Genomic DNA, 19,598 nt, shown 5'->3' on the forward strand with positions numbered 1-19,598 from the left:
TCAGCGCACCAGCTTGTCCAGGCGGATCGGCAGGTCGCGGATCCGGACGCCGGTGGCGTGGTGGACGGCGTTGGCGATGGCCGCGGCGGTGCCGACGATGCCGATCTCGCCGATGCCCTTGGAGCCCATGGGGTTGAGGTGCGGGTCGTCCTCGTCCACCCAGTACGCCTGGATGTCGCGGATGTCGGCGTTGACCGGGATCTGGTACTGGGCGAGGTCGTTGTTGAGGTAGTCGCCGAACTCGCGGTCCATGATGCTCTCCTCCAGAAGGGCCATGGACAGGCCCATGGTCATGCCGCCGACGAGCTGCGAGCGCGCGGTCTTCGGGTTGAGGATCCGGCCCGCGGCGAACACGCCGAGCAGCCGCAGCACCCGGGTCTCGCCGGTGTCGGTGTCCACGCCCACCTCGGCGAACTGCGCGCCGAACGCGTGCCGCGCGAACTTCGCCTGGCCGCGGATCTCCTCCCTGGTGTCGGCGTCGGCCTGGACCCCGCCGGGCGGAACCTCGCCGCCCCCGCGTTCCAGCTCCTCCACCAGCTTCTCGCAGGCCCGGACCACGGCCGTGCCCCACGAGGCGGAGCCCATCGACCCGCCGGCCAGGGACGCCTTGGGCAGCGCGCTGTCGCCGATCTCCACCTCGACCAGCTCGGGGGACGTGTGGAGGGCGTCGGCGGCGATCTGGGTGAGGATGGTCCTGGCGCCGGTGCCGATGTCGGCGGCGGCGATCCGCACGGTGTACCTGCCGCCCGGCGCGGCCCGCACGGACGCCGATGAGGCGGCGCGGTAGGCCGGGTAGGTGGACGCCGCCATCCCGGTGCCGACCAGCATCCTTCCCCTGCGCCGGATCCCCGGCTCGGGGTCGCGACCCTGCCAGCCGAAGCGCAGGGCCCCCTCGCGCAGGCAGGCGACCAGGTTCCTGGAGCTGAACGGCACGCCGGTCTCGGGATCGCTGTCAGGCTCGTTGCGTATCCGCAGCTCCACCGGGTCGACGCCGCACGCGGACGCCAGCTCGTCCATCGCCGACTCCAGCGCGAACATGCCCGGCGCCTCCCCGGGCGCGCGCATCCAGGACGGTGTCGGGACGTCCAGCCGTACGAGCCGGTGGGTGGTGCGCCGGTGCGGCGCGGCGTACATCACGCGCGTGGCGACGGTGCTCTGCTCGGCGAACTCCGTGAGGGTGGAGCTCTGTTCGCAGGCCTCGTGCGTGATCGCGATCAGCCGCCCGTCGGCCTCGGCGCCGAGCCGCACGCGCTGGACGGTCGGCGTGCGGTACCCCGTGACGGCGAACATCTGCCGGCGGGTCACCGCGAGCTTGACCGGGCGGCCGACCTGCTTGGCGGCGAGCGCGGCCAGGACCACGTGGGGATGCGACCGGCCCTTGGACCCGAAGCCGCCCCCGACGTACGGGCAGATGACGCGCACCTGGGCGGGCGGCATGCCGAACAGCGGCGCGACCGTGTTGCGCAGCGATGAGGCGCCCTGGGTGGAGTCGTAGAGCGTCAGCCCGTCGCCGTCCCACACCGCGACCGTGGCGTGCGGCTCCATGGGGTTGTTGTGCTCGGCCGGCGTGGTGTACACCGCGTCGACCGTGACCGGCGCCGCCGCGAGGGCGGCGTCCGGGTCGCCGCGCTGGACGTCGGTCGGGAAGCTCGGGTTGACGTGGTCGGGGCGGTACATCCTCGGGTGGCCGGGGTACAGGTCGACGTCGTGCTCCTCGGCCGCGTACTCCACCTGCATCAGCCCCGCGGCCTCCCTGGCGTCCTCGTAGGTCTCGGCGACCACCACCGCGACGTACTGCCCCCGGTACGCCACCCGACGCGACTGCAGGACGGCCAGCTCGGCGTTGTCGGAGGGCGCGAGCCGGGGGGCGTTGCCCTGCCAGATCGCCGCGATCACCCCGGGCTGCTTGAGCACGGCGTCCACGCCGACGTGGACGATCTCGCCCCGGGCGATGGCCGCCTGGACCGGGTAGGCGTAGACCAGGTCGCGCGGGCGGTTCTCGTAGGCGTACGTGGCCTGGCCGGTGACCTTCTCCCTGGCGTCCACCCGGTCGAGTGCCGTGCCGACGTACCTCGTGCCGGTGGTGGTCATCGCATCTCCACGAGGTCGGCGAGTACACGGATCAGAACATTGCGGGCGAGCGGCACCTTGAACCCGTTGAGCGGCAGGGGCTGTGCCGTGGCCAGCTCGGCGTCGGCCGCGCGGGCGAACTCCGCCTCCGTCGCGGGCGCGCCGCGCAGCGCGGCCTCGGCCGCCTCGGCCCGCCACGGCACGTGGGCTACGGCCCCGAGGGCGATGCGGCAGTCCCTGACCACCCCGTCCGACACCTCCAGCGCCGCCGCCACCGACACCACCGCGAACGAGAACGACGCCCGGTCGCGCACCTTGCGGTAGCGGGACCGGGCCGCGAACGGCAGCGGAGGCAGCTCCACCGCCGTGATCAGGTCGCCGGGTTCCAGCACGGTGTCGCGGTCGGGCTCGTCGCCGGGAAGCCGGTGCAGGCCGGGCATCGGCACGCTCTTCGGGCCTTCATGGCCCTCCACGTGGACCACCGCGCCGAGCGCCGCCAGCGCGACCGCCATGTCGGAGGGATGGGTGGCCACGCAGCTCTCGGAGTGCCCGAGGATCGCCAGGTTGCGGTGGCCCCCCGTGCGGGCGGGGCAGCCCGAGCCGGGGACCCGCTTGTTGCACGGCTTGCCGACGTCCTGGAAGTAGGAGCAGCGGGTGCGCTGGAGCAGGTTGCCGCCCACGGTCGCCATGTTGCGGATCTGCCCAGAGGCCCCCGACAGCACGGCCTGCGCGAGCATCGGGTAGCGCCGCCGTACCAGGGGGTGGGCGGCGAGGTCGCCGTTGCGGACCGCCGCGCCGACGCGCAGGCCGCCGCCGGGCGTCTCCTCCACCGCGTCGGCGGCGATGCGGGTGACGTCGACGAGCGTGCCGGGTGAGACGACACCGAGGCGCATGAGGTCGACCAGGTTGGTGCCCCCGCCGAGGTACACGGCGTCCGCGCCGGCCGCCTCCACCGCCGCCCGCGCGGTGGTGGCCCGCTCGTAGGTGAAGGGCCTCACCCAGCCACCTGCCCGATGGCCGCGACGATGCCGGGATAGGCGCCGCAGCGGCACAGGTTGCCGCTCATCCGCTCGCGGATCTCGTCCTCGTCGAGCTTCACCGGCCCCTGGTCGGCGCCGATGCCGGGGGTCACCGCGCTCGGCCATCCCTCCGCCGCCTCGGTCAGCATGCCGACCGCCGAGCAGAGCTGCCCCGGCGTGCAGTAGCCGCACTGCAGGGCGTCGTACTCGACGAACGCCTCCTGCAGCGGGTGGAGGGCGCCGTCCTCGGCGAGCCCCTCGACGGTGGTGATCTCCCTGTCGTCCACGCTGACCGTGAGCGTCAGGCAGGACTTGACCCGCCTGCCGTCCACCAGCACCGTGCACGTCCCGCACTGGCCGTGGTCGCAGCCCTTCTTCGAGCCGGTCAGGTCAAGGCGCTCCCGCAAAGTGTCGAGGAGCGTCTCGCGGGTGTCCACGGTGACCGGATGCCGCCGGCCGTTGACAGAAAGCCCGAGGTCGGCGGTGATCGGAGCCGATGCGGCCCCACCCTGGGTCGTGTTAGCTTCGCCCTTCACCCGCGCTTCCCTACCCCAGGTTCCACCTGGCCTATCCCACGAAACGTTCATCCCTGCGCCCGCGACCGGCCGCGCGCGGGCGCGCGGGACCACCGCGCCGGAATGGTTGTGGAAAGCGCAGGTTGGCACGGGGGCGCCGCCTGTTGTGAAATATGTTCTGCTGGGCGGGTGAAATCTGTCCTGCTGGACGAAAAAACGCGGCGGAGCCGCTCGATCGAGGAGGGCTTCCGGTGGGCATCTCGGAGCACCAGGGCCGCGACGATCGCGACGACCGCGAGCGCCAGGACGCGGTGGGCGCCCGGATGCGCAGGTTCCGCAAGGAACGCGGCCTGACCCTGCGCGGCCTGTCCACCCGCTCCGGGCTCTCGATCGGCTTCCTCTCGCAGGTCGAGCGCGGCATCTCCTCCATCGGCCTCACCGCGCTGAACGGCGTGGCGGCGGCGCTCGACCGAAGCGTGGCGGAGTTCTTCGACGACGACCAGCAGGCGGACGGCGATCGGGCGACGGTCGCCCGGCTGCCGTCCCACTTCACGCTCACCCGGGCCGCGACGGCGGCCGCCGAGTACGTCTCGGGCCAGCAGACCTATCGCATGCTGTCCGCCCGGGGCCCGAGCCTCGTGCTCGAACCACTGCTCGTGCACATCGCCCCCGGCGGGCGGCGCGAGGACGCCTACGGGCACGCGGGCGAGGAGTTCGCCTTCGTGCTCGACGGCGAGCTGTTGTACGAGGTCGACGGCGTGGAGCACCGGCTGTACCCCGGCGACAGCGTCCACCTGCGTTCCACCGTGCCGCACGCCATGTACAACGACACCGACCGCGTGACCACCGTGGTCTCGGTGGTCACTCCCCGGCTGTTCTGATCCATCCGGGACGACGTTCTGTAACGTGGGACAGAACATCATGAACACCGCCGCGCAGGCGTTTCAGGTGTGAACTCGCACTTTTCCGGCGCGTACCGGGCGCGAGAGCGCGCGCCGCGCGGGACGGGCTCACATCACCGTGCGGGCCGACCACAGCTCGGGGAAGACGTCGCGGCTGAGGCTGCGCTCCAGCCAGCTCAGGCCGCTGGACCCGCCGGAGCCGGGCTTGGCCCCCATCGACCGGCGCACCGCCATCAGGTGCCGGTAGCGCCAGTCGGAGAAGCGCTCGGACAGGTCGGTCAGCGTCTCGCCCAGCGTCCACAGCTCGTCGCCCGGGCCGCGCCCGGCGTAGATCTCGACCCAGGCCGCCTCCACGAGCGGGCTCGCGGCGTACTCGGCCCTGCGGTCCTCCACCGCCGGGATCTCGAACCCCCGCCGGGCGAGCAGCGCCAGCACGCTGTCGTACAGGCTGGGGCGCTCCAGAGCCTCGATGAGCTCCCGGTAGACCTCCGGGCTGCGCCGATGCGGCCGGGTGAGCGGCTCGGACTTGTTCCCCAGCAGGAACTCCAGGTGCCGGTACATGGCCGACTGGAAGCCCGAGGCCTCGCCGAGCGCGTCGCGGAAGGAGTTGAACTGCGCGGGCGTCAGCCAGCTCAGCGCGCCCCAGGCCGCGTTCAGCGCCTCGAAGTACCGCACGCTCCTGGCGAGCACCGCCGTCGCCGCGACCACCTCGTCGGCGTCCAGCATGCGCTGCGCCAGGCGCCACTCCGAGCGGATCAGCCCGAAGTAGAGCTCCATGACCTGAGTCGTCACCAGGAACGCCCGCTCCTCGGGCACATCGGTGATCGGCCGCTGGAGCCCGTGCAGGACCTCCGCGGCCACGTAGTCGTCGTAGGGGGTGCCGGACGCGAAGTCCAGAGTGGGTGACCCGTGGTTGGTCACCACCCGGGAGGCACGCTGCAGCGCGCCCACCGCCCGCACCCGGGCACCGCCGGCCCGCCGCCTGCTCGTCATCGCAACTCCTTAGTTCACCTCCATGTTCACTTAGATAGAATTTTAGTGAAATGATGAGTCGGTGGCGATTCGACCGTTTCACTTTCGGAACGGAAGGTGCAGGACGGTTTCGGTTTGCGGATGACGGAGCGTGACCGTGGACGCGATGGACTGGGCCCTTCTGGGCGAACTGCAGGCGGACGCGAGGCTGTCCTACAGTGAGCTCTCCCGGCGGGTGCACCTGTCGGCGCCGGCCGTGGCCGAGCGCGTGAGGCGGCTGGAGGAGACCGGGGTGATCTCCGGCTACCACGCGCGGGTGGACCCCGCCCGGGCGGGGCGCAAGGTGAGCGCGCTGATCCGCATGTCGTGCTACGGCGTGCGCTGCGTGCTCAGGGACGAGCAGGCGCTGGCCTGGCCCGAGATCGTGGAGGTGCACCGGGTCACCGGCGACACGTGCTGCCTGCTGCGGGTGGCCGCCTCCTCGATGGGCGCCTTCGAGGAGCTGATCGACCGCCTGGCCCCCTACGGCCAGCCCTCCAGCATGATGATGCTCTCCAGCCCCATCCCCTGGCGGCCCCTCACCCCCATCGAGGACTGACCCTCAGCGCCGGGCGCCGAGGATCGCGGCCATCTCGCGCGCGGTGGCCTGCCAGATCGGCGTGGCGGGGTCGATCACGTCGAAGTGGTCGCCGGGGAGTTCCAGGTAGGACGCCTCCTGCCCCGCCGCCCGCGCGTACCTGCGGCTGGAGTCGAGCAGGTCGGGGTCGTCCGAGGCGCCCTGGACGACGAGCTGCGGCATGCCGAGCGGGAGCCGCTCCATCGGGCTGGACGCGGCGTACACCTTCGGGATCTCCGCCGCGGCGCCTCCCAGCGCGCGGGCGACGGCCCCCGCGCCGACCTGGCGCCGGTCCCCCTCCACGAGGTCGAGCACCCCGGCGAGCGACACGGCGAGCGACACCCGCGCCGGGCCTTCCCCGGCCTGCCGGGTGTCGGCGGCGGCGCGGAGCGCGAGCTGGCCGCCCGCCGAGTGGCCGACGACCGCGATGCCGCCGAGGTCCAGGGGGACGTCCAGCGCCGCGAGGGCCGCGATGCCGGCCGCCACGTCGGCGGTGGTGGCGTCCCAGCCGTGCAGGTCTGGGCGGCGGTACTCGAGGTTCCAGGAGGCGTGGCCCCGGTCGGCGAGGTCGATCGCGAGCGCGTCCATCAGGTCGGCCTCCCAGATCGACCTCCAGTAGCCGCCATGGACGAGCACCGCGACCGGCGGCGGCGTGCCGTCCGCCGGGGACGGCAGCCGCAGCTCACCCCACTGGTCGGCGTGGCCGCCGTACGGGATGCGGCGCGCGGGCCGCCGCAGCCGGTGCACCGCGTGGCGGACGGCCCACGTCAGCCCGAAGGCACCGCGTCCCTGCAGGTGCGCGGCGCCTCCCGCCGCCGGAAGCGGGCCCACGCGGGCCAGGTCGAGCCAGACCGTGCGGGGTGAGAAGTCCGCGGGGGTGGCGATGAGCCGCCTGGCGGCCGGGTCGGGGCCGGGCAGGGCGACGACGGCGCAGTCGTCCCGCGTGCCGTCGAGCTCGGCCCGCAGCGCGGGCACGTCGGCCGCCAGCGTGAAGCGGCCCTGGACCCCGAGCGCGGCGGCCTCCTCGGCCGCCAGATCCTTGAGCAGGCCGGGGTCCGCCACCAGGCCGGGACCGGCCACGACCAGCACCCGCATGATCAGACCTCCAGTCCACGCCTCGACCGGCCCGCCGCCCTGGCTCCGCCGTGCGGCCGGGCGTCGTGCGGGCGGCCGGGTGCGGGTGCGGTCGTGCCGCCCGAGCGGTCCAGCATGGGCAGCACGGCGGCGCCGAGCAGCTCGACCCCCCGGTCGTCGTCCAGGCCGTGCGGAGTGCCGAACTCCACCCGCCGCACACCGGCGTCGATCAGCGTCTGCGCCTGCGCGGCCACCTGCTCGGGGGTGCCGGAGAAGGCGAACAGGTCGAGCAGGTCGTCGGGGATCAGCCCTCCGGCGGCCCGGTCCTGACCCGCGTCGACCAGCTCCCTCACCCGCGCGAGCAGGTCGGCGGGGATGTCCACGGTCGGATCCAGCTCGGCCACGACCGCGAGGTACATGGCCACCTCGGTGCGCGCCCTGGCCCGCGCGGCCGGGCCGTCGGTGGCGACGACGGTTACCGCCCCGAGCACGATGCCGACGTCGCCGGGGTCGCGCCCGGCCTCCTCGGCACCGGCGCGGACCCGCTCGCGGATCACCGGCACCATGGCGGGGTTCGCGCTGCCGCCCACCTTGATCTCGTCGGCGACGCGCCCGGCCAGCGCCGCGCCCTTCGGCCCCCACGCGCCGAGCAGCAGCGGCGGGCGCGGGCGCCGGACGTCGTAGCGCAGCCGCGTGCCTGGCTCCAGACGGAACACCTCCCCCTCGTACCCCTCCGCGTCGCCGCCGAGCAGCCGGTAGACGACCTCGGCGGCCTCCGCGAGCGCCGTGAGCGGCCGGGGCTGGGCGATGCCCACGGCGCCGAGCCACGTCCCCCGGGCGAGGCCGAGGTAGGCGCGGCCGTCCGATGCGAGGTCCAGGGCCGCGAGCTGACCGGCGATCTCGTACGGCGCGAGCGAGTAGGGGTTGAGGCAGGCCGGGCCGAGCCGTACGCGCTCGGTCGCGGCGGCCATCTCCAGCAGGGGGAAGATCGGCGGCTGGTACATCAGGTCGCCGAACACGGTCAGCACGTCGAACCCGTGACGTTCGGCCCGGCGCGCGAGCCGGGCGTAGTCGCCGGGCCGCTTGTCGCTCTGCAGGCCGAGCCCGATCTCGGCAACGTTCATCGGGTTCCTCCGGAATCTTCCACGGGGAGCACATCGGCGGCTCCCCAGGTCCAGCCAAATCCAGCCAGGTCTAGGTCAGGTCGGCGGAGTTCATGCGGCGGCGGCGGGTGCGCTCCACCCGCATCACCAGCCGCTCCTCCGGGTCGGGACAGGCGAACAGCGAGTCCTGGGCGAGCCAGTCGCCCGCGGCGAGGTCGCGCTGCTTGGCCGCGAGGAACGGCAGCACCGCGGCCAGCGCGTACACGCAGAAGTGCTTGCCGTCCGGCAGGCGCAGGTGCGCGCTCCGCTCCAGCTCGAAGCGGTCGCCCACCCGCATGCCGCAGACCGACCTGCCCTCGATGCGGTCGACCACGACCCTCAGGTCGTACAACTCCATGTCCCCGGCTCCGCCCGCCTCCGGGACCTCTCCGGGGACGGCCCGCCCGCTGCCCGTCCCGGCTCCGCCCGGCTCCCGCGTGCCTCCGGGGACGGCCTGCCCGCCGCCCGTCCCGGGTTCCGCGGCCGCCCTGTCGTCCCCGGCCTTCGGTCCTGCCACGGTGAACCCCTCCTCCGGATCTTTCCGTACGTGGTCCCGGCCGGCGGTCTCGCGCATCACGAGTCCGGCCGGCCGGTGAGGTCGTCGCGGACGACCTCACCGCCCTTCATCACCCAGCGGACCCCGCGGAAGGCCGAGGTGGCGGCCAGCGGGTCGGCGTCCATCGCGATCAGGTCGGCGTACCGGCCGGCCTGGACGGTGCCGAGGTCGGCCTCGGCGCCGAGCCAGCGCGCCGGGCCGAGCGTCCCCGCGTGAAGGGCACGGGCCGGGCCGAGCCCGGCCTCCGACATGTACTCCAGCTCGCGCACCGTCGCGTTGGTCCCCTCGAACCGCCAGAACGGCGGCATGTCGCTGCCGAGGAGCACCTCGACGCCCGCGGCGAGGGCCATGGCGTAACTTTCCAGGTGCCGGGGGCCCGCGCCGAGCGAGCGGCACTGCATCCACTCGGGTACCCCGAGCTCGTCGAAGAACTCCTTGCACCGCGTCACCAGAAGCGTGGGCACCAGGGCGGTGCCGCGCTCGGCCATCGCCGCCGCGACCTCGGGCGTGAGCTCGTAGCCGTGCTCCACGCAGTCGAGGCCCAGCTCCACGGCCTGGGCGATCACCCCGGCGGGGCCCGCGTGCGCGGTGACCTTCCGCCCCCACGCGTGGGCGGTGGCGAGCACGGCCGCCATCTCGTCGGCGAACAGCTGCGGGGTGTCGATGCGCTCGTGCTCGCCCGCGATGCCGCCGGAGATCATGACCTTGACGAGGTCGGCGCCGGCCTTGATCTGGGCGCGCACCCCCCGCCTGAACTCGTCGGGCCCGTCGCACTCCAGGGTGTCGGTGGCGTCGTGCCCGTGTCCGCCGGTGCAGACCAGGGCCCGGCCTGCCGTGAAGATCCGCGGCCCGGCCGCCCTGCCCGACTCGATCGCCCGCCGAAGCGCGAAGTCAGCGTGGTCCTTCTCGGCCACGCATCTCACCGTCGTGACCCCGCAACGGAGCGTGCGGCGGGCGCCGTCCGCCATGTACAGCGCCAGGTCGTGCGGTCCCATGGCCCTGACGCTCTCCCCGCCCTGGCCGGGCAGCGACAGCGACAGGTGGGTGTGCATGTTGATCAGGCCGGGGGTGAGGTAGGCGCCGCCGAGGTCGATCCGCCTGAGGTCCCCCGCCCGGTCGAGGATCTCCTCGCGGGGCCCGGCGGCGGCGATGCGCTCACCCTGGACGAGCACCGCCGCGTCGCGGACGGGGCCGAGGCCGTCGGCCGCCCTGCCGTCGACCACCGTGCAGTTGACGATGATCATGTCGCCCATCGGCCGGCCTCGATCCATGAGAAAACGCGGAGTTCATGAACAAGAGCGCGGCTTGTTCACCCGTAATATAGCCGTCCACGCAAGATGTCCCACGCCACCCCCACCCCCGGCGTTCGCCTCGTGTTCACGAAATTTCACGACATCGCCACGCATGTCACATACGTACGGCTTTGCGACTCCGCACCGTGACACCGCGCGTACGGCCGAACGCGGGAACCGAAGACCGGAGATGAGGAGAGCGCGGGCGCGACGTTCAGCCGCAGCCCTCGAACTGGGGGACGGTGAAGCTGAGGGCCAGGCCGGACTTGGCGAACCACTTCTGCAGGAGCTTCTTGGCGGTGCCGTCCTGGTACATCTCGGTGATCGCCTTGTTGACCGCCTCGCAGCCGTCGACGTCCCCGGTGCGGATGCCCACGCCGTACCTCTCGTCGCTGAACGGCGCGTTGACGATCTTGGTGCCGGAGGTGGCGAATCCCGCGAGGATCAGGTCGTCGGTCGAGACCGCGTCCACCGTGCCCGCCTTCAGGTCGCGGACGCACTCGCTGTAGGACGCGGACGGTACCAGCGTGACGGGGATCTTCCGCTCCTCCTTCACCCGGCGCCAGGAGTTGGACCCGGTGACCTGGCACAGTTTGCGGTCGCGCAGGTCGCGCACGTTGGTGACCCCACCCTCCCCTCCCCTGACCAGCGTGTCCTGGTGGGCCACGTAGTACGGCCCGCCGAAGGAGACCTTCGTCTTGCGCTCCGGGGTGATCGAGTAGGTCGCGACGACGAGGTCGGCCGAGCCGTTCATGAGCATCTTCTCGCGCTCGGACGAGGGCGCCGCGACGAACCGCACGGGCTTGCCGAGCTTGCCGGCGACGTAGGAGGCGACGTCGATGTCGAACCCGCTGAACTTCCCGTCCGGCGCCTTGACCCCGAGCCCGGGCTGGTCCGGCTTCACGCCGATGACCAGCGAGTCCTTGTCCAGGATCGAGGTGCCGGCGCCGCAGGACGCGGCGAGCGGGATCGCGGCCGCCGCGACCAGCGCCACGGCGGCGGCGCGCCGGAGACGACCTTCCCCGCGCCCCGCGCGGCGCTTCCGAGTGAGCGTGACCATCAAGACGTTCCCTTCAGCGGTACTCGGCGAGCCGGGGCCGGACACCGATGAGGATCAGCAGGATGGCGGCCAGCGCCGCCGCCGGCGGCACCAGGTTCCACCCGCCGAGCGCGCCGTCGCCGTCGCGCACCGCGGAGTCGAACGCCTTGCGGTGCAGGGCGGTGAGCTCCACCAGGGCGTCGTCGTAAGCGCCGAAGGCGGGCCCCATGGCGACCTGGATGGCGTCGCGCCGCATCCCGCCCTCGGCGGCCCGCCGTATCCGCCGGTCGTTCTGCTGGAACTGCTGGTAGAGCTTGAGCACCTTGCCGATGGCCTCGCGCTGCCCCTGCAGGGTGACGTGGGCGGCCTCCGAGCCGTAGAAGCCGAGGAAGTCGGCCTTCCCGGGGTAGGCCGCCACCCCGGCGTCGACGGCGGCGTAGTACTTGTCGAGGTTGCCGCCGGGGACGTACAGCACTGACTGCGACTTGTCGAGGTACACCTGCTCGTAGGTGTCGGCCCGCTGCGGGTCGAGCAGGTATCTGCTCTCGTCGCCGTGCATGGTGTTGCCGATCGCACGGGCTCGCGACAGCGACAGCACGGAGTTGAAGCCGTTCTCCTTGGCGTCGGTGAGCACGCCGCCCTCGTGCTGCAGCACCAGCACTGCGGCGCCGGTGAGGGCGCCGGTGACGACCGTGGCGACCAGCAGCGGCAGGTTGAACGTCCGCCGGAACCCCCGGCTCAGGAAGACCTGCAGCACGATGAGCACCGCGAGCGCGAGCGCGCCGGCGAGGCCGACCCAGAGCCGCCCCATCTGGACCGCGGACAGCTCGGCGAGGTAGGCGTGCCTGACGATGGTGCCGCTGTCGAGGGTCAGGTTGTACGCCTTGGGCAGCAGGTCGAGCCGCATCAGGTCGGTGGCCTGGCGGTACACGTCGAGCACGGCCTGTGGGGGCGGCCCGGCCTGGTGGCCCGACTGCTCGTCGAGGACCAGGGCGCGGGCGGCCAGTTGCTCGTACCTGCCGAGCCCGTCGAGCAGCGCCCGTACGGTCACCTGCTCGGTGGCGTCGTCGCTGGCCAGGTCGGCCGCCTGCAGCACGGCGCGGTCGGCCTGCGAGCGGCGCTCGTCGTAACGGTCGAGCGTGGCCTGCCTGCCCGGCCCGACCCCGGCGGTGCGGCCGGTGAGCAGCAGGTTGGCGACCTGGGCGTCCATGTCGCTCAGCGCGAAGTACAGGTCGGCCGTGGCGACGACCTGCGGGCCCGCGGTGTGGCCGATGACGTTGAGGCCGTCCTTGGCGTGCCCGATAGCGAGGCTCACGGTCGCGAACAGCAGCAGGATCGCGGCCACGGCGAGCGCGGCGAACAGGCGGATCCGCCCGGGGACCGTGCGCACCCTCCTGACCCGGCGCAGGGGCGCGAAGCCCGAGGCGGGCGCGGGAGGCGCGGCGGGATCGGGGGCCGCGACGGGAGCGGCGGCGGCGGGGGACGGGGCGGAAACTGTCATCTCAGGCCTTCCGCACCGTGATGACGGTCCACGCGCCGACGTGCACGCGGTCGCCGTCTTCGAGGGGCACCGGGACGTTGACCTCCACGGCCTTGCCGTTGACCAGCGTGCCGTTGGCGGAGCCGGGGTCGACGAGCTGCCAGGTGCCGCCCGGCTGGGCGAGCAGCACGGCGTGCAGGTGCGATACGCCGGGATCCTCCGGCGGCTCGGACAGGTCGATCTCCGGCACCATCGGCCGCGACTGCCGCCGCCGCCCGATGCGCATCTCGGCACCGCTCAGGTGGACCCGCCGCTCCGGGCAGTAGGGCGGGAACGCCACCCACGCCGCGTCGGGACCGCCCTGGGCGATCATCGAGTCGTAGTAGGCGCGGTCGCCCGCGATCACCGCGACCCAGCCGCCCGCCGGCACCTGCCCCGTCCCGCCGGAGGCCGCCGGGGAGACGGGCGGCGCGGGCTGGACGGGCTGCGCGGGCTGCCACGATCGCGGGGACTCGACGGGCTGGGCCGGCTGCCAGGACTGGGCCGGCCGGCCGGGCTGGACCGGCTGCGCGGGCTGCCACGGCTGGGCGGGCGGCGCGGTCCCGGCGGTGGTCGCGGGCCGCGAGGGCTGGGCGGGCTGGGCGGCGGGCGGGGCCGTACGGCCGCCGCCGCCGAGCACGAAGTCGTAGCCGCACGTCTCGCAGAACCGGCCGCTCGGCGGCGCCCCGCAGTCGGGGCACGCGCCGGGCTGACCGCCGCCTCCCTGGGCGGCGGGACCGGCGGACGCCGCGCCCGCTTCGGGCACGCCCTGGGCAGGGGTGCCCGACATCAGCGCGCCGCAAGTGTCGCAGTATTCCTCGTCGGAGGAGTCGTGCCCTACGGGGCAGGTGGCCATCCTCAGTTCTCCGGGTCCTTGCGCATGCGGACTGTGCGGACAGATCGGGTGTCGAGCGCGATCTCGTCGGCCTTGTCGACGGTGCGCTTGAGACGGGCCGTCCCCGTCTCGGGGTCGACGTCGACGACCTTGTCGAGCAGCTTGGCGGTCTCCTCGTTGCCGGCCCGCTCGGCGATGCCGCGCGCCTTGCCGAGCCGGGCGGTCGCGGTCTCGATGTCGCCGTCGTTGCGTGCCTGCAGGCCCTCCTGGATGAGCGAGGCGAGCTCCTGCTGGCCGGTGTAGTGGGCGACCCTGGGGTTGATGCGGGTCGACTGGACGGGGTCGTCGCTCCACTGGGCGAGGATGTTCCCGCTGGCCAGCACCTCTCCGGTGCCGGGCAGCACCAGCTTGACCAGGCCCGCGCGCATCTCCTGGCCGACGGTTCCCGCGGGCACCCGCACGCTGATGTGGTACTCGCGCGACTCGCCGCCCCAGGATCCCGTCGGGTAGTCGCCGGTCAGGGCGTCCACCTCGGTGCGGCGGCCGGTGAGGTCCTCCAGCGCCGGGGACACCTGCTTGACGAAGTTCAGCGTCGCCGCCCGGGGGGTCCACACGCGCAGCGCGACGTCGGCGACGGTCTTGCCCATCGCCGCCTCGGTCATCGCCCGGAAGTCCTCCTCCAGCTCCTCGGGCCTGCGGACGTCCATCACGCTGCCGAGCAGGGTGGAGCCGATCCTGCGGACCTCGGCGACCACCCAGTCGGTGCCCACCCCGCGGCAGTCGCAGACGAACTTGCCCGAGCAGTAGGCGAGGTTGGCGTCGAACTCGGGGGCGGGCTCGTGCTCGTTCTTGCCGTCGGTCAGCAGGATGGCGTGCCTGATCGCGCCGGGGTGGTTCACCTGGTGGGCGCTGAACAGGTCGGCGGCGCGGCGCAGCCACCGGCCCATGGCGGTGCCGCCCTCGGCCCGCAGGCGGGAGATGGCGTCCTTGGCGGCGTGCCGGCTCTGCGCGTCCACCGGGACGAGCTGCCCGTGGCCCGGGAAGATCACCTCGGCCTGGTGGTTGCCGGAGATCACCGCGAAGTACACGCCGTCGCGGAGCGTGTCGACGGCGGCCTGGGCGGCCTTCCTGGCATCGGCGATCTTGCCGTACGACATGGAGCCCGAGGTGTCGACGATGATCACCTCGGCGGCCTCGGCGACGGGGGCCCGCTCTACCGGGCCGCTCGCCTCGACCGTGATGATCCCGTGGACCTCCTGGCTCCCCGCGGGCAGGTACTTGTTCTGGTCCACGCGAATGGTGAAGTCAGTCACTTCTCTCCTTCGGGAATGCCACCGTGGTCTCGGCCCGCTCCCCCTGTCCGAACGGGATGACCGCGACGGTGATGTTGTCGTGCCCGCCCGCCTCGTTCGCCAGCCGTACGAGCCGCCGCGCCGCCGCGAGAGGGGGTTCGTTCAACGCCGTGGCGGCCAGCGCCTCCGGCTCCGGGTAGTAGTTCCACAGGCCGTCACTGCACAGCAGCACCACGCCCGGCCCGTCGGTGGTGAAGGTGCGGACGTGCGGCACGACCTCGCCCGCGTCGGCGCCCAGCCACGCGGTCAGCATGTGCGTGCCGGGGGTGGCGTCGTCGGTGGTGAGCAGCGCCGACTGCGTGCCGAGCCAGTACGCCCTGCTGTCGCCCACCCAGCCCACCGTGACGTGCCGCCCGCCGACCACCGCGGAGACGTAGGTGCAGGCGGGCGAGTCCTCGCCGGGCCTGGCCGAGGCGGCGACCGCGTCGGCCGCCAGGCGTACGGCCTCACGGGTGGCCGTCTCCGCGTCGTCGCCGTCGGCGAGCCTCTTGGCGATGGTGGCCGCCGCGAGGTCGGCCGCGGCCTGCGAGGCCTCGTCCGGGCGGGGGGAGGTCGACACCCCGTCGCAGACCACCGCGACGACCGACGCCGGCCCGGCGGAGAGCAGCGCCATGGCGTCCTCGTTGCGACTGTGCCGCAGGCCCCGGTCGCTCACGCCGGCCGAGGTCTCCAGCTCGATCTCGACGTGGTCGCGGCCGGTCGGCTGGAGCATGCCGCAGTTCTCGCAGTAGCCGTCCGCTCCCACGCTCGCCGACCCGCACGCGGTGCAGGCGGCGCCGGCGGGCGAGGACAGGTCGTGGCCGCATCCCTCGCAGAACGCCTCACCCGCGAGGACGCGCGTCCCGCACCGGGGACAGGAGCCGCTCACCACAACGTCCTCGGGCGCACGGCGTTGGCCCGGCCGATGAGGGCGTGCCGGTCCTCGGTGGAGCCGGCCGACCTGGCGAGCGCGCGGTAGACCCGCTCCAGCTCGCCGCGCACGCCGTGCTCGTTCAGCGGCGTGCCGAGCAGCGTGCCGCCGCCGGGCGACGACTGGCCGGTGACGAACCTGGCGAGCGCGCTCTCCAGCACCTCGGAGGCGAGCCCGTCGCGGTCGCGGGAGTCCAGCTTGAGGCTCCGCAGCCGCTCCCCGGCGGCCACCAGCTCGGGCTCGGCCGGCGCCTGCCCCCGTACGGCCACCGCCACGGCCGCCACCTGGGCGGCGGTGCGGTGGATGGAGGTCGGGGGCACCTCGTCCAGGGCGCGGGTGGCCCCCACGCGGTCGCCCTCGGCGAGCCGGATGCGCGCGAGGCCGAAGCAGGCGCTGACGAAGGACCTGTCGGTCTGCCAGATGGCCGCGTAGTGGCGGGCGGCCTCGGCGGCGGACCCGGCCGCCTCAAGGGCGAACGCGAGTGCCAGCCGGGGCGCGGTCTCGCCGGGGAACCAGGAGTAGAGCCCGTCGAAGTACCGCACGGCCAGGCCGGCGTCGCCCGAGGCCAGCTCGGCGACCCCCCGGTACCACCACAGCCGCCAGTCTCCCGGCAGCTCGTTGCCCGCCGCCGCGTACAGGGCCTCCGCGACCGGACGGCCGAGCTCGCTCAGCACCCTGATCAGCGCCAGCGAGGTCTCGGGGGTGGGAGGCGCGGACTCCAGCACGGCGATCAGCTCGTCGGGGTTGCCCGAGGTGAGACCCGCGAGGAAGCCTGCCGCCGGGTCGAGCGGGTCGACCAGGGGGACGGGCAGCGCGGAGGCGGCGTCCAGGCGGGCGAGCTCCCCGAAGACCCGGCCGGTGGTCGCGGGGGCCAGGTCGGTGCCCACGGCGGTGCGCTCGGGACCGAACACGCCCGACTGCGCGCCGTGCGGGATGCCCTCCTCGGCGGCCCTGGTCTCCCTGAGCACGCCGACGAGCTGGTCGGACATCTCCCCGGCGTTCTGGAAGCGCCTGCCGGGGTCGGGGTCGGTCGCCCGCTGCAGGAACCGCTGGTAGGACTCGCGTCCTGGCCCCATGTCGGGCAGCGGCGTGGTGGTGCCGCCGCTGGCGGGGCTGAACGGGAAGCTCAGCACGGCGAGCGTGCGGCCCACGGTGTACAGGTCGGAGGCGACGGAGGTGCCGTGGGAGGCGATCTCCGGCGCCTGGTAGCCGACGGTGCCGTAGATCGCGCTGTCGGGGTCGTCCACGCGCCGCACGGCGCCGAGGTCGATGAGCTTGAGCTGCTCCTCCACCTGGATGACGTTCGCGGGCTTGAGGTCGCAGTACAGCATGCCCCGGTCGTGCAGGTAGCCGAAGGCCCGCAGGATCTCCAGCCCGTAGGCGATGACCTGGGACAGCGGGAGCGCCTCGCGGTTGTCGGACTCCCTGAGCCTCTTGCGCAGCAGGTCCTGCAGGGGCTCGCCGCCGACGTACTCCATGACGATGTAGCCGACCATCGTCCCTGTGCCGGGGTCGGGGTGGTTCACGAAGTTGAAGATCTTGACGATGTTCGGGTGGTCCATCGCCGTGAGGTAGCGCCGCTCGGCCTCGGCGGCGGCGAGCGCCTCCAGGTCGCCGGTGTCGAGCAGGCCCTTCATGACCACCCAGCGGCCGTCGAGGTTGCGGTCGGCCGCCAGGTAGATCCAGCCGAGGCCTCCGTGGGCAAGGCAGCCCTTGACCTCGTACTGCCCGGCCACGAAGTCGCCCTCGCGGAGCTTCGGCGTGAACGAGAAGCGCTGGCCGCAGTGCGGGCAGAACCCCTCGGGCCGCCCCGGCTGGCCGTCCCTGCGGCGGCCCACCGGCTTGCCGCAGTCGGGGTTGCCGCAGAAGCGGCGGTCCTCGGGCACCACGGGGTTGGCGAGGACCACCGCCGAAGGGTCCCGGTAGGGCACAGGGGGCACCTCGACGAGCCCCATGCCGAGCATGCCCCTGCGGGCACGGGTGCTCGTGCGCCGGGAGCCGCCGCCGAAGCCGGTGGACGCCGTGCCGGAGGAACTGGTGGCGGCCGTGCCGGGGACGCCGATGGACGGCCTGGTCATCGAGCCCGGCGCCACCGCGCCGGAGACCGGCCCTCCCGCCGAGGGCCACGCGGTGCCGGGGCGGCCGGACGCGGGCCCGCCGGGCGGCGGCGCGCCCGGCCCGCCTGGGGGAGGCGCGACCGCGGCGGACCGCGACGAGGGCCAGGCCGTCACCGGATGGCCCGACGGGCCGATGCCGGGCGGACCCAGCGGCTCGCCCTGGGACCACGGCGCCCCCGGCCCTGCGGGCCCGCTCTGGGGCAGGCCGTTCCCGGGGGCGCCGGCCGGCGCCCCCGAGGGTGCGCGCGCGGGCTCGGGCTGGGGGGCCATGCCGCAGGTGTCGCAGTACCCGTCCACCACCGTCCCGGCGCATCCGGGCTGCGTGCACTTGGTCATCCGGCCGCTCCGATCCGAGTGATGGCCCGCTGGTACTCCGCGACCGCGACGGTGGCCCGCCGCAGGTCGCACGGCGCCGACCACAGAAGGTCGCGCGCCGCTCCGTACAGCCCGGCGAGGGTGACGTCCTCCGCGTGGCCGAGGCGCACGGCCTTGGCCTGGTAGGCGGAGAGCCGGCCGCGAAGCTCGTCGCGGCGGCCGATGAGGCCGGCGATCGACTCGGCGACCCTGCCCGCCTGCGCGAGCGCCTCCTCGACGCCGCGTTCCAGACCGGTGAGGCGCTCGACCAGCTCCAGCCAGCGGCCCTCGACCGTGCCGAGCGCGCCGAGCCGGTCGCGCAGCGCGGGCGCCTGGTCGGGCATCTCGGGGAGGGCCGGTGCGGCGATCTTGAGGGTGACCGTGTCGCGGATCCGGCGCGCCTCGTCCTCCGCCTCGGCGACGCGCTCGATGCGCTCGGCCAGCAGGCGCGCCCGCTCGGCGTACTCCTCGCGGACCCGCGCGGCCTGTTCCAGCGCGCCGCGCCGGGCGGCGACGGCGGCGGCCGTCGCGTCCAGCTCGCCACGGAGGCCGGCGGAACCCAGGGGGTCGGTGGTGACCGCGGCGCGCAGGCGCACGGCCTCGGCGTCCAAGCGGTCGAGCGCGGGGTCGGGCGCGCCGAGCGCGGTGGCGAGGTCCCTGGCCGCGCGGCGGCCCGCGTCGGTCTCGTCGAGCCTCGGAAGCAGCGCGTTCCAGGCGGTGTCCACGGCGCCGATCGTCTCGGCGACCTCGCGGTACGCCTGGTCCATGCGGGCGAGGACGACGTCCAGGGTGATCCACTCGCCGACGGCCCTGAGCAGCGAGCGCTTCTCGACGGGCACGTCGTCGGGCTTGAGCTCGACCGAGGGACCGGTGAGCAGTGTGGTCAGCAGGGCGGTGTCGGGCCGGTGACCGGCCCTGATCTCCTGCGCGCGGTCGAGCACCCGGCGGTAGGTGTCGAAGAGCCACCACAGGGTCACGAGCCTGACCTGCGCCTGCTCCCAGCGCCGCCCGGTCTCGCCCGTGGGGGTCAGGCCCTTCAGCAGCGCGTGGCTCGGGTGGCCGTCGAGGTCGAGCAGGTCGCCGGCGATGCGGTCGCGTTCCTCCATGCGGCGGCGCAGGGCGTGGTCGATTTGCTCAAGGCTCATCGACGGGCCGGCTGCCCCACGCATGCCCAACGCTCCGCGCCTCCCCCGGTGTCGGACGGACTAGTCCATCTACATACACATTCTTTCCATAATTTGGAGGCGCGCGTGCGCCCAGAGGGTCACTGAAGGCGGGTATTCGATCACATACCGGTCACATCGCTGTTACGCG

General features: G+C 73.7%; 18 protein-coding genes. 3 read left to right on the forward strand and 15 right to left on the reverse strand.

The genetic code is table 11. From position 1 onward, the window contains the following. Genes OG589_RS15590 through OG589_RS15600 form a run of 3 tightly spaced genes read right to left on the reverse strand, consistent with a single transcriptional unit; the run spans nt 1 to nt 3,577 of the window. Nucleotides 1–2,091, reverse strand: a complete 2,091-nt coding sequence (locus OG589_RS15590; protein WP_405149720.1) for a xanthine dehydrogenase family protein molybdopterin-binding subunit — start codon at nt 2,089–2,091, stop codon at nt 1–3. Next, nucleotides 2,088–3,068, reverse strand: coding sequence for an FAD binding domain-containing protein (locus OG589_RS15595; RefSeq protein WP_405149722.1), 981 nt, complete (start codon nt 3,066–3,068; stop codon nt 2,088–2,090). The genes OG589_RS15590 and OG589_RS15595 overlap by 4 nt, the downstream gene beginning before the upstream one ends. Then, nucleotides 3,065–3,577, reverse strand: a complete 513-nt coding sequence (locus OG589_RS15600) for a (2Fe-2S)-binding protein (RefSeq protein ID WP_405152051.1) — start codon at nt 3,575–3,577, stop codon at nt 3,065–3,067. Before OG589_RS15600 ends, OG589_RS15595 begins: the two co-directional genes overlap by 4 nt. 278 nt (nt 3,578–3,855) lie before the next feature. On the opposite strand from OG589_RS15600, the gene OG589_RS15605 reads away from it, so the two are divergent. Beyond that, a complete protein-coding gene (locus tag OG589_RS15605; RefSeq protein ID WP_405149724.1) occupies nt 3,856–4,485 on the forward strand; it encodes a helix-turn-helix domain-containing protein in 630 nt (209 codons plus the stop codon). A gap of 129 nt (nt 4,486–4,614) precedes the next feature. Here the strand turns inward: OG589_RS15605 and OG589_RS15610 are convergent, their stop codons facing one another. Then, nucleotides 4,615–5,499: a tryptophan 2,3-dioxygenase gene (locus OG589_RS15610; RefSeq protein ID WP_405149726.1), complete on the reverse strand. Its 885-nt coding sequence runs from the start codon at nt 5,497–5,499 to the stop codon at nt 4,615–4,617. A 145-nt stretch (nt 5,500–5,644) separates the two neighbouring features. Here OG589_RS15610 and OG589_RS15615 point away from each other — a divergent pair, with 145 nt between their 5' ends. After that, a complete protein-coding gene (locus OG589_RS15615) occupies nt 5,645–6,076 on the forward strand; it encodes an Lrp/AsnC family transcriptional regulator (protein ID WP_405152052.1) in 432 nt (143 codons plus the stop codon). A 3-nt stretch (nt 6,077–6,079) separates the two neighbouring features. On the opposite strand, the gene OG589_RS15620 is transcribed toward OG589_RS15615, so the two are convergent. The 10 genes from OG589_RS15620 to OG589_RS15665 all read right to left on the reverse strand — a co-directional run bounded on the left by OG589_RS15620 (nt 6,080) and on the right by OG589_RS15665 (nt 17,891). Continuing rightward, nucleotides 6,080–7,189: an alpha/beta hydrolase gene (locus OG589_RS15620; protein WP_405149727.1), complete on the reverse strand. Its 1,110-nt coding sequence runs from the start codon at nt 7,187–7,189 to the stop codon at nt 6,080–6,082. A 2-nt stretch (nt 7,190–7,191) separates the two neighbouring features. Continuing rightward, nucleotides 7,192–8,292, reverse strand: a complete 1,101-nt coding sequence (locus tag OG589_RS15625) for an LLM class flavin-dependent oxidoreductase (RefSeq protein ID WP_405149728.1) — start codon at nt 8,290–8,292, stop codon at nt 7,192–7,194. 70 nt (nt 8,293–8,362) lie between these two features. Continuing rightward, on the reverse strand, nt 8,363–8,827 hold the full coding sequence (locus tag OG589_RS15630; RefSeq protein ID WP_405149730.1) for a TIGR04076 family protein: 465 nt from the start codon (nt 8,825–8,827) through the stop codon (nt 8,363–8,365). A gap of 56 nt (nt 8,828–8,883) precedes the next feature. Then, nucleotides 8,884–10,119, reverse strand: a complete 1,236-nt coding sequence (locus OG589_RS15635; RefSeq protein ID WP_405149732.1) for an amidohydrolase family protein — start codon at nt 10,117–10,119, stop codon at nt 8,884–8,886. A 253-nt stretch (nt 10,120–10,372) separates the two neighbouring features. Continuing rightward, nucleotides 10,373–11,218 (reverse strand): glutamate ABC transporter substrate-binding protein, encoded by an 846-nt coding sequence (locus OG589_RS15640; RefSeq protein ID WP_405149734.1) that lies wholly within the window; start codon nt 11,216–11,218, stop codon nt 10,373–10,375. 13 nt (nt 11,219–11,231) lie between these two features. Next, the gene (locus OG589_RS15645; protein WP_405149736.1) at nt 11,232–12,698 is read right to left on the reverse strand and encodes a hypothetical protein; all 1,467 of its coding nucleotides are present in this window, start codon (nt 12,696–12,698) and stop codon (nt 11,232–11,234) included. Nucleotide 12,699: 1 nt separating this feature from the next. After that, nucleotides 12,700–13,572 carry an FHA domain-containing protein gene (locus OG589_RS15650; RefSeq protein WP_405149738.1) on the reverse strand — a complete coding sequence of 291 codons (873 nt, stop codon included), beginning with the start codon at nt 13,570–13,572 and terminating at the stop codon, nt 12,700–12,702. A gap of 2 nt (nt 13,573–13,574) precedes the next feature. Beyond that, on the reverse strand, nt 13,575–14,864 hold the full coding sequence (locus OG589_RS15655; protein WP_405149740.1) for a vWA domain-containing protein: 1,290 nt from the start codon (nt 14,862–14,864) through the stop codon (nt 13,575–13,577). Continuing rightward, the gene (locus tag OG589_RS15660) at nt 14,857–15,771 is read right to left on the reverse strand and encodes a PP2C family serine/threonine-protein phosphatase (protein ID WP_405149742.1); all 915 of its coding nucleotides are present in this window, start codon (nt 15,769–15,771) and stop codon (nt 14,857–14,859) included. Before OG589_RS15660 ends, OG589_RS15655 begins: the two co-directional genes overlap by 8 nt. Then, the gene (locus tag OG589_RS15665) at nt 15,768–17,891 is read right to left on the reverse strand and encodes a tetratricopeptide repeat protein (protein WP_405149743.1); all 2,124 of its coding nucleotides are present in this window, start codon (nt 17,889–17,891) and stop codon (nt 15,768–15,770) included. The genes OG589_RS15660 and OG589_RS15665 overlap by 4 nt, the downstream gene beginning before the upstream one ends. Here OG589_RS15665 and OG589_RS15670 point away from each other — a divergent pair. After that, the gene (locus OG589_RS15670) at nt 17,875–18,288 is read left to right on the forward strand and encodes a hypothetical protein (protein ID WP_405149745.1); all 414 of its coding nucleotides are present in this window, start codon (nt 17,875–17,877) and stop codon (nt 18,286–18,288) included. The genes OG589_RS15665 and OG589_RS15670 overlap by 17 nt on opposite strands. On the opposite strand, the gene OG589_RS15675 is transcribed toward OG589_RS15670, so the two are convergent. Then, nucleotides 18,263–19,429 (reverse strand): hypothetical protein, encoded by a 1,167-nt coding sequence (locus tag OG589_RS15675; protein ID WP_405149747.1) that lies wholly within the window; start codon nt 19,427–19,429, stop codon nt 18,263–18,265. The genes OG589_RS15670 and OG589_RS15675 overlap by 26 nt on opposite strands. Nucleotides 19,430–19,598: the final 169 nt, after the last annotated feature.

Source organism: Sphaerisporangium sp. NBC_01403, from assembly GCF_045040145.1.
In the GTDB taxonomy this organism is placed as follows: domain Bacteria; phylum Actinomycetota; class Actinomycetes; order Streptosporangiales; family Streptosporangiaceae; genus Sphaerisporangium; species Sphaerisporangium viridialbum.

Coding starts and splice junctions, on each gene's coding strand:
- OG589_RS15590 (WP_405149720.1), bottom strand. CDS start 2,091: ATGACCACCACCGGCACGAGGTACGTCGGCACGGCACTCGACCGGGTG.
- OG589_RS15610 (WP_405149726.1), bottom strand. CDS start 5,499: ATGACGAGCAGGCGGCGGGCCGGCGGTGCCCGGGTGCGGGCGGTGGGC.
- OG589_RS15675 (WP_405149747.1), bottom strand. CDS start 19,429: ATGAGCCTTGAGCAAATCGACCACGCCCTGCGCCGCCGCATGGAGGAA.
- OG589_RS15635 (WP_405149732.1), bottom strand. CDS start 10,119: ATGGGCGACATGATCATCGTCAACTGCACGGTGGTCGACGGCAGGGCG.
- OG589_RS15650 (WP_405149738.1), bottom strand. CDS start 13,572: ATGGCCACCTGCCCCGTAGGGCACGACTCCTCCGACGAGGAATACTGC.
- OG589_RS15620 (WP_405149727.1), bottom strand. CDS start 7,189: ATGCGGGTGCTGGTCGTGGCCGGTCCCGGCCTGGTGGCGGACCCCGGC.
- OG589_RS15645 (WP_405149736.1), bottom strand. CDS start 12,698: ATGACAGTTTCCGCCCCGTCCCCCGCCGCCGCCGCTCCCGTCGCGGCC.
- OG589_RS15625 (WP_405149728.1), bottom strand. CDS start 8,292: ATGAACGTTGCCGAGATCGGGCTCGGCCTGCAGAGCGACAAGCGGCCC.
- OG589_RS15665 (WP_405149743.1), bottom strand. CDS start 17,891: ATGACCAGGCCGTCCATCGGCGTCCCCGGCACGGCCGCCACCAGTTCC.
- OG589_RS15640 (WP_405149734.1), bottom strand. CDS start 11,218: ATGGTCACGCTCACTCGGAAGCGCCGCGCGGGGCGCGGGGAAGGTCGT.
- OG589_RS15670 (WP_405149745.1), top strand. CDS start 17,875: ATGGACGGCCTGGTCATCGAGCCCGGCGCCACCGCGCCGGAGACCGGC.
- OG589_RS15615 (WP_405152052.1), top strand. CDS start 5,645: ATGGACTGGGCCCTTCTGGGCGAACTGCAGGCGGACGCGAGGCTGTCC.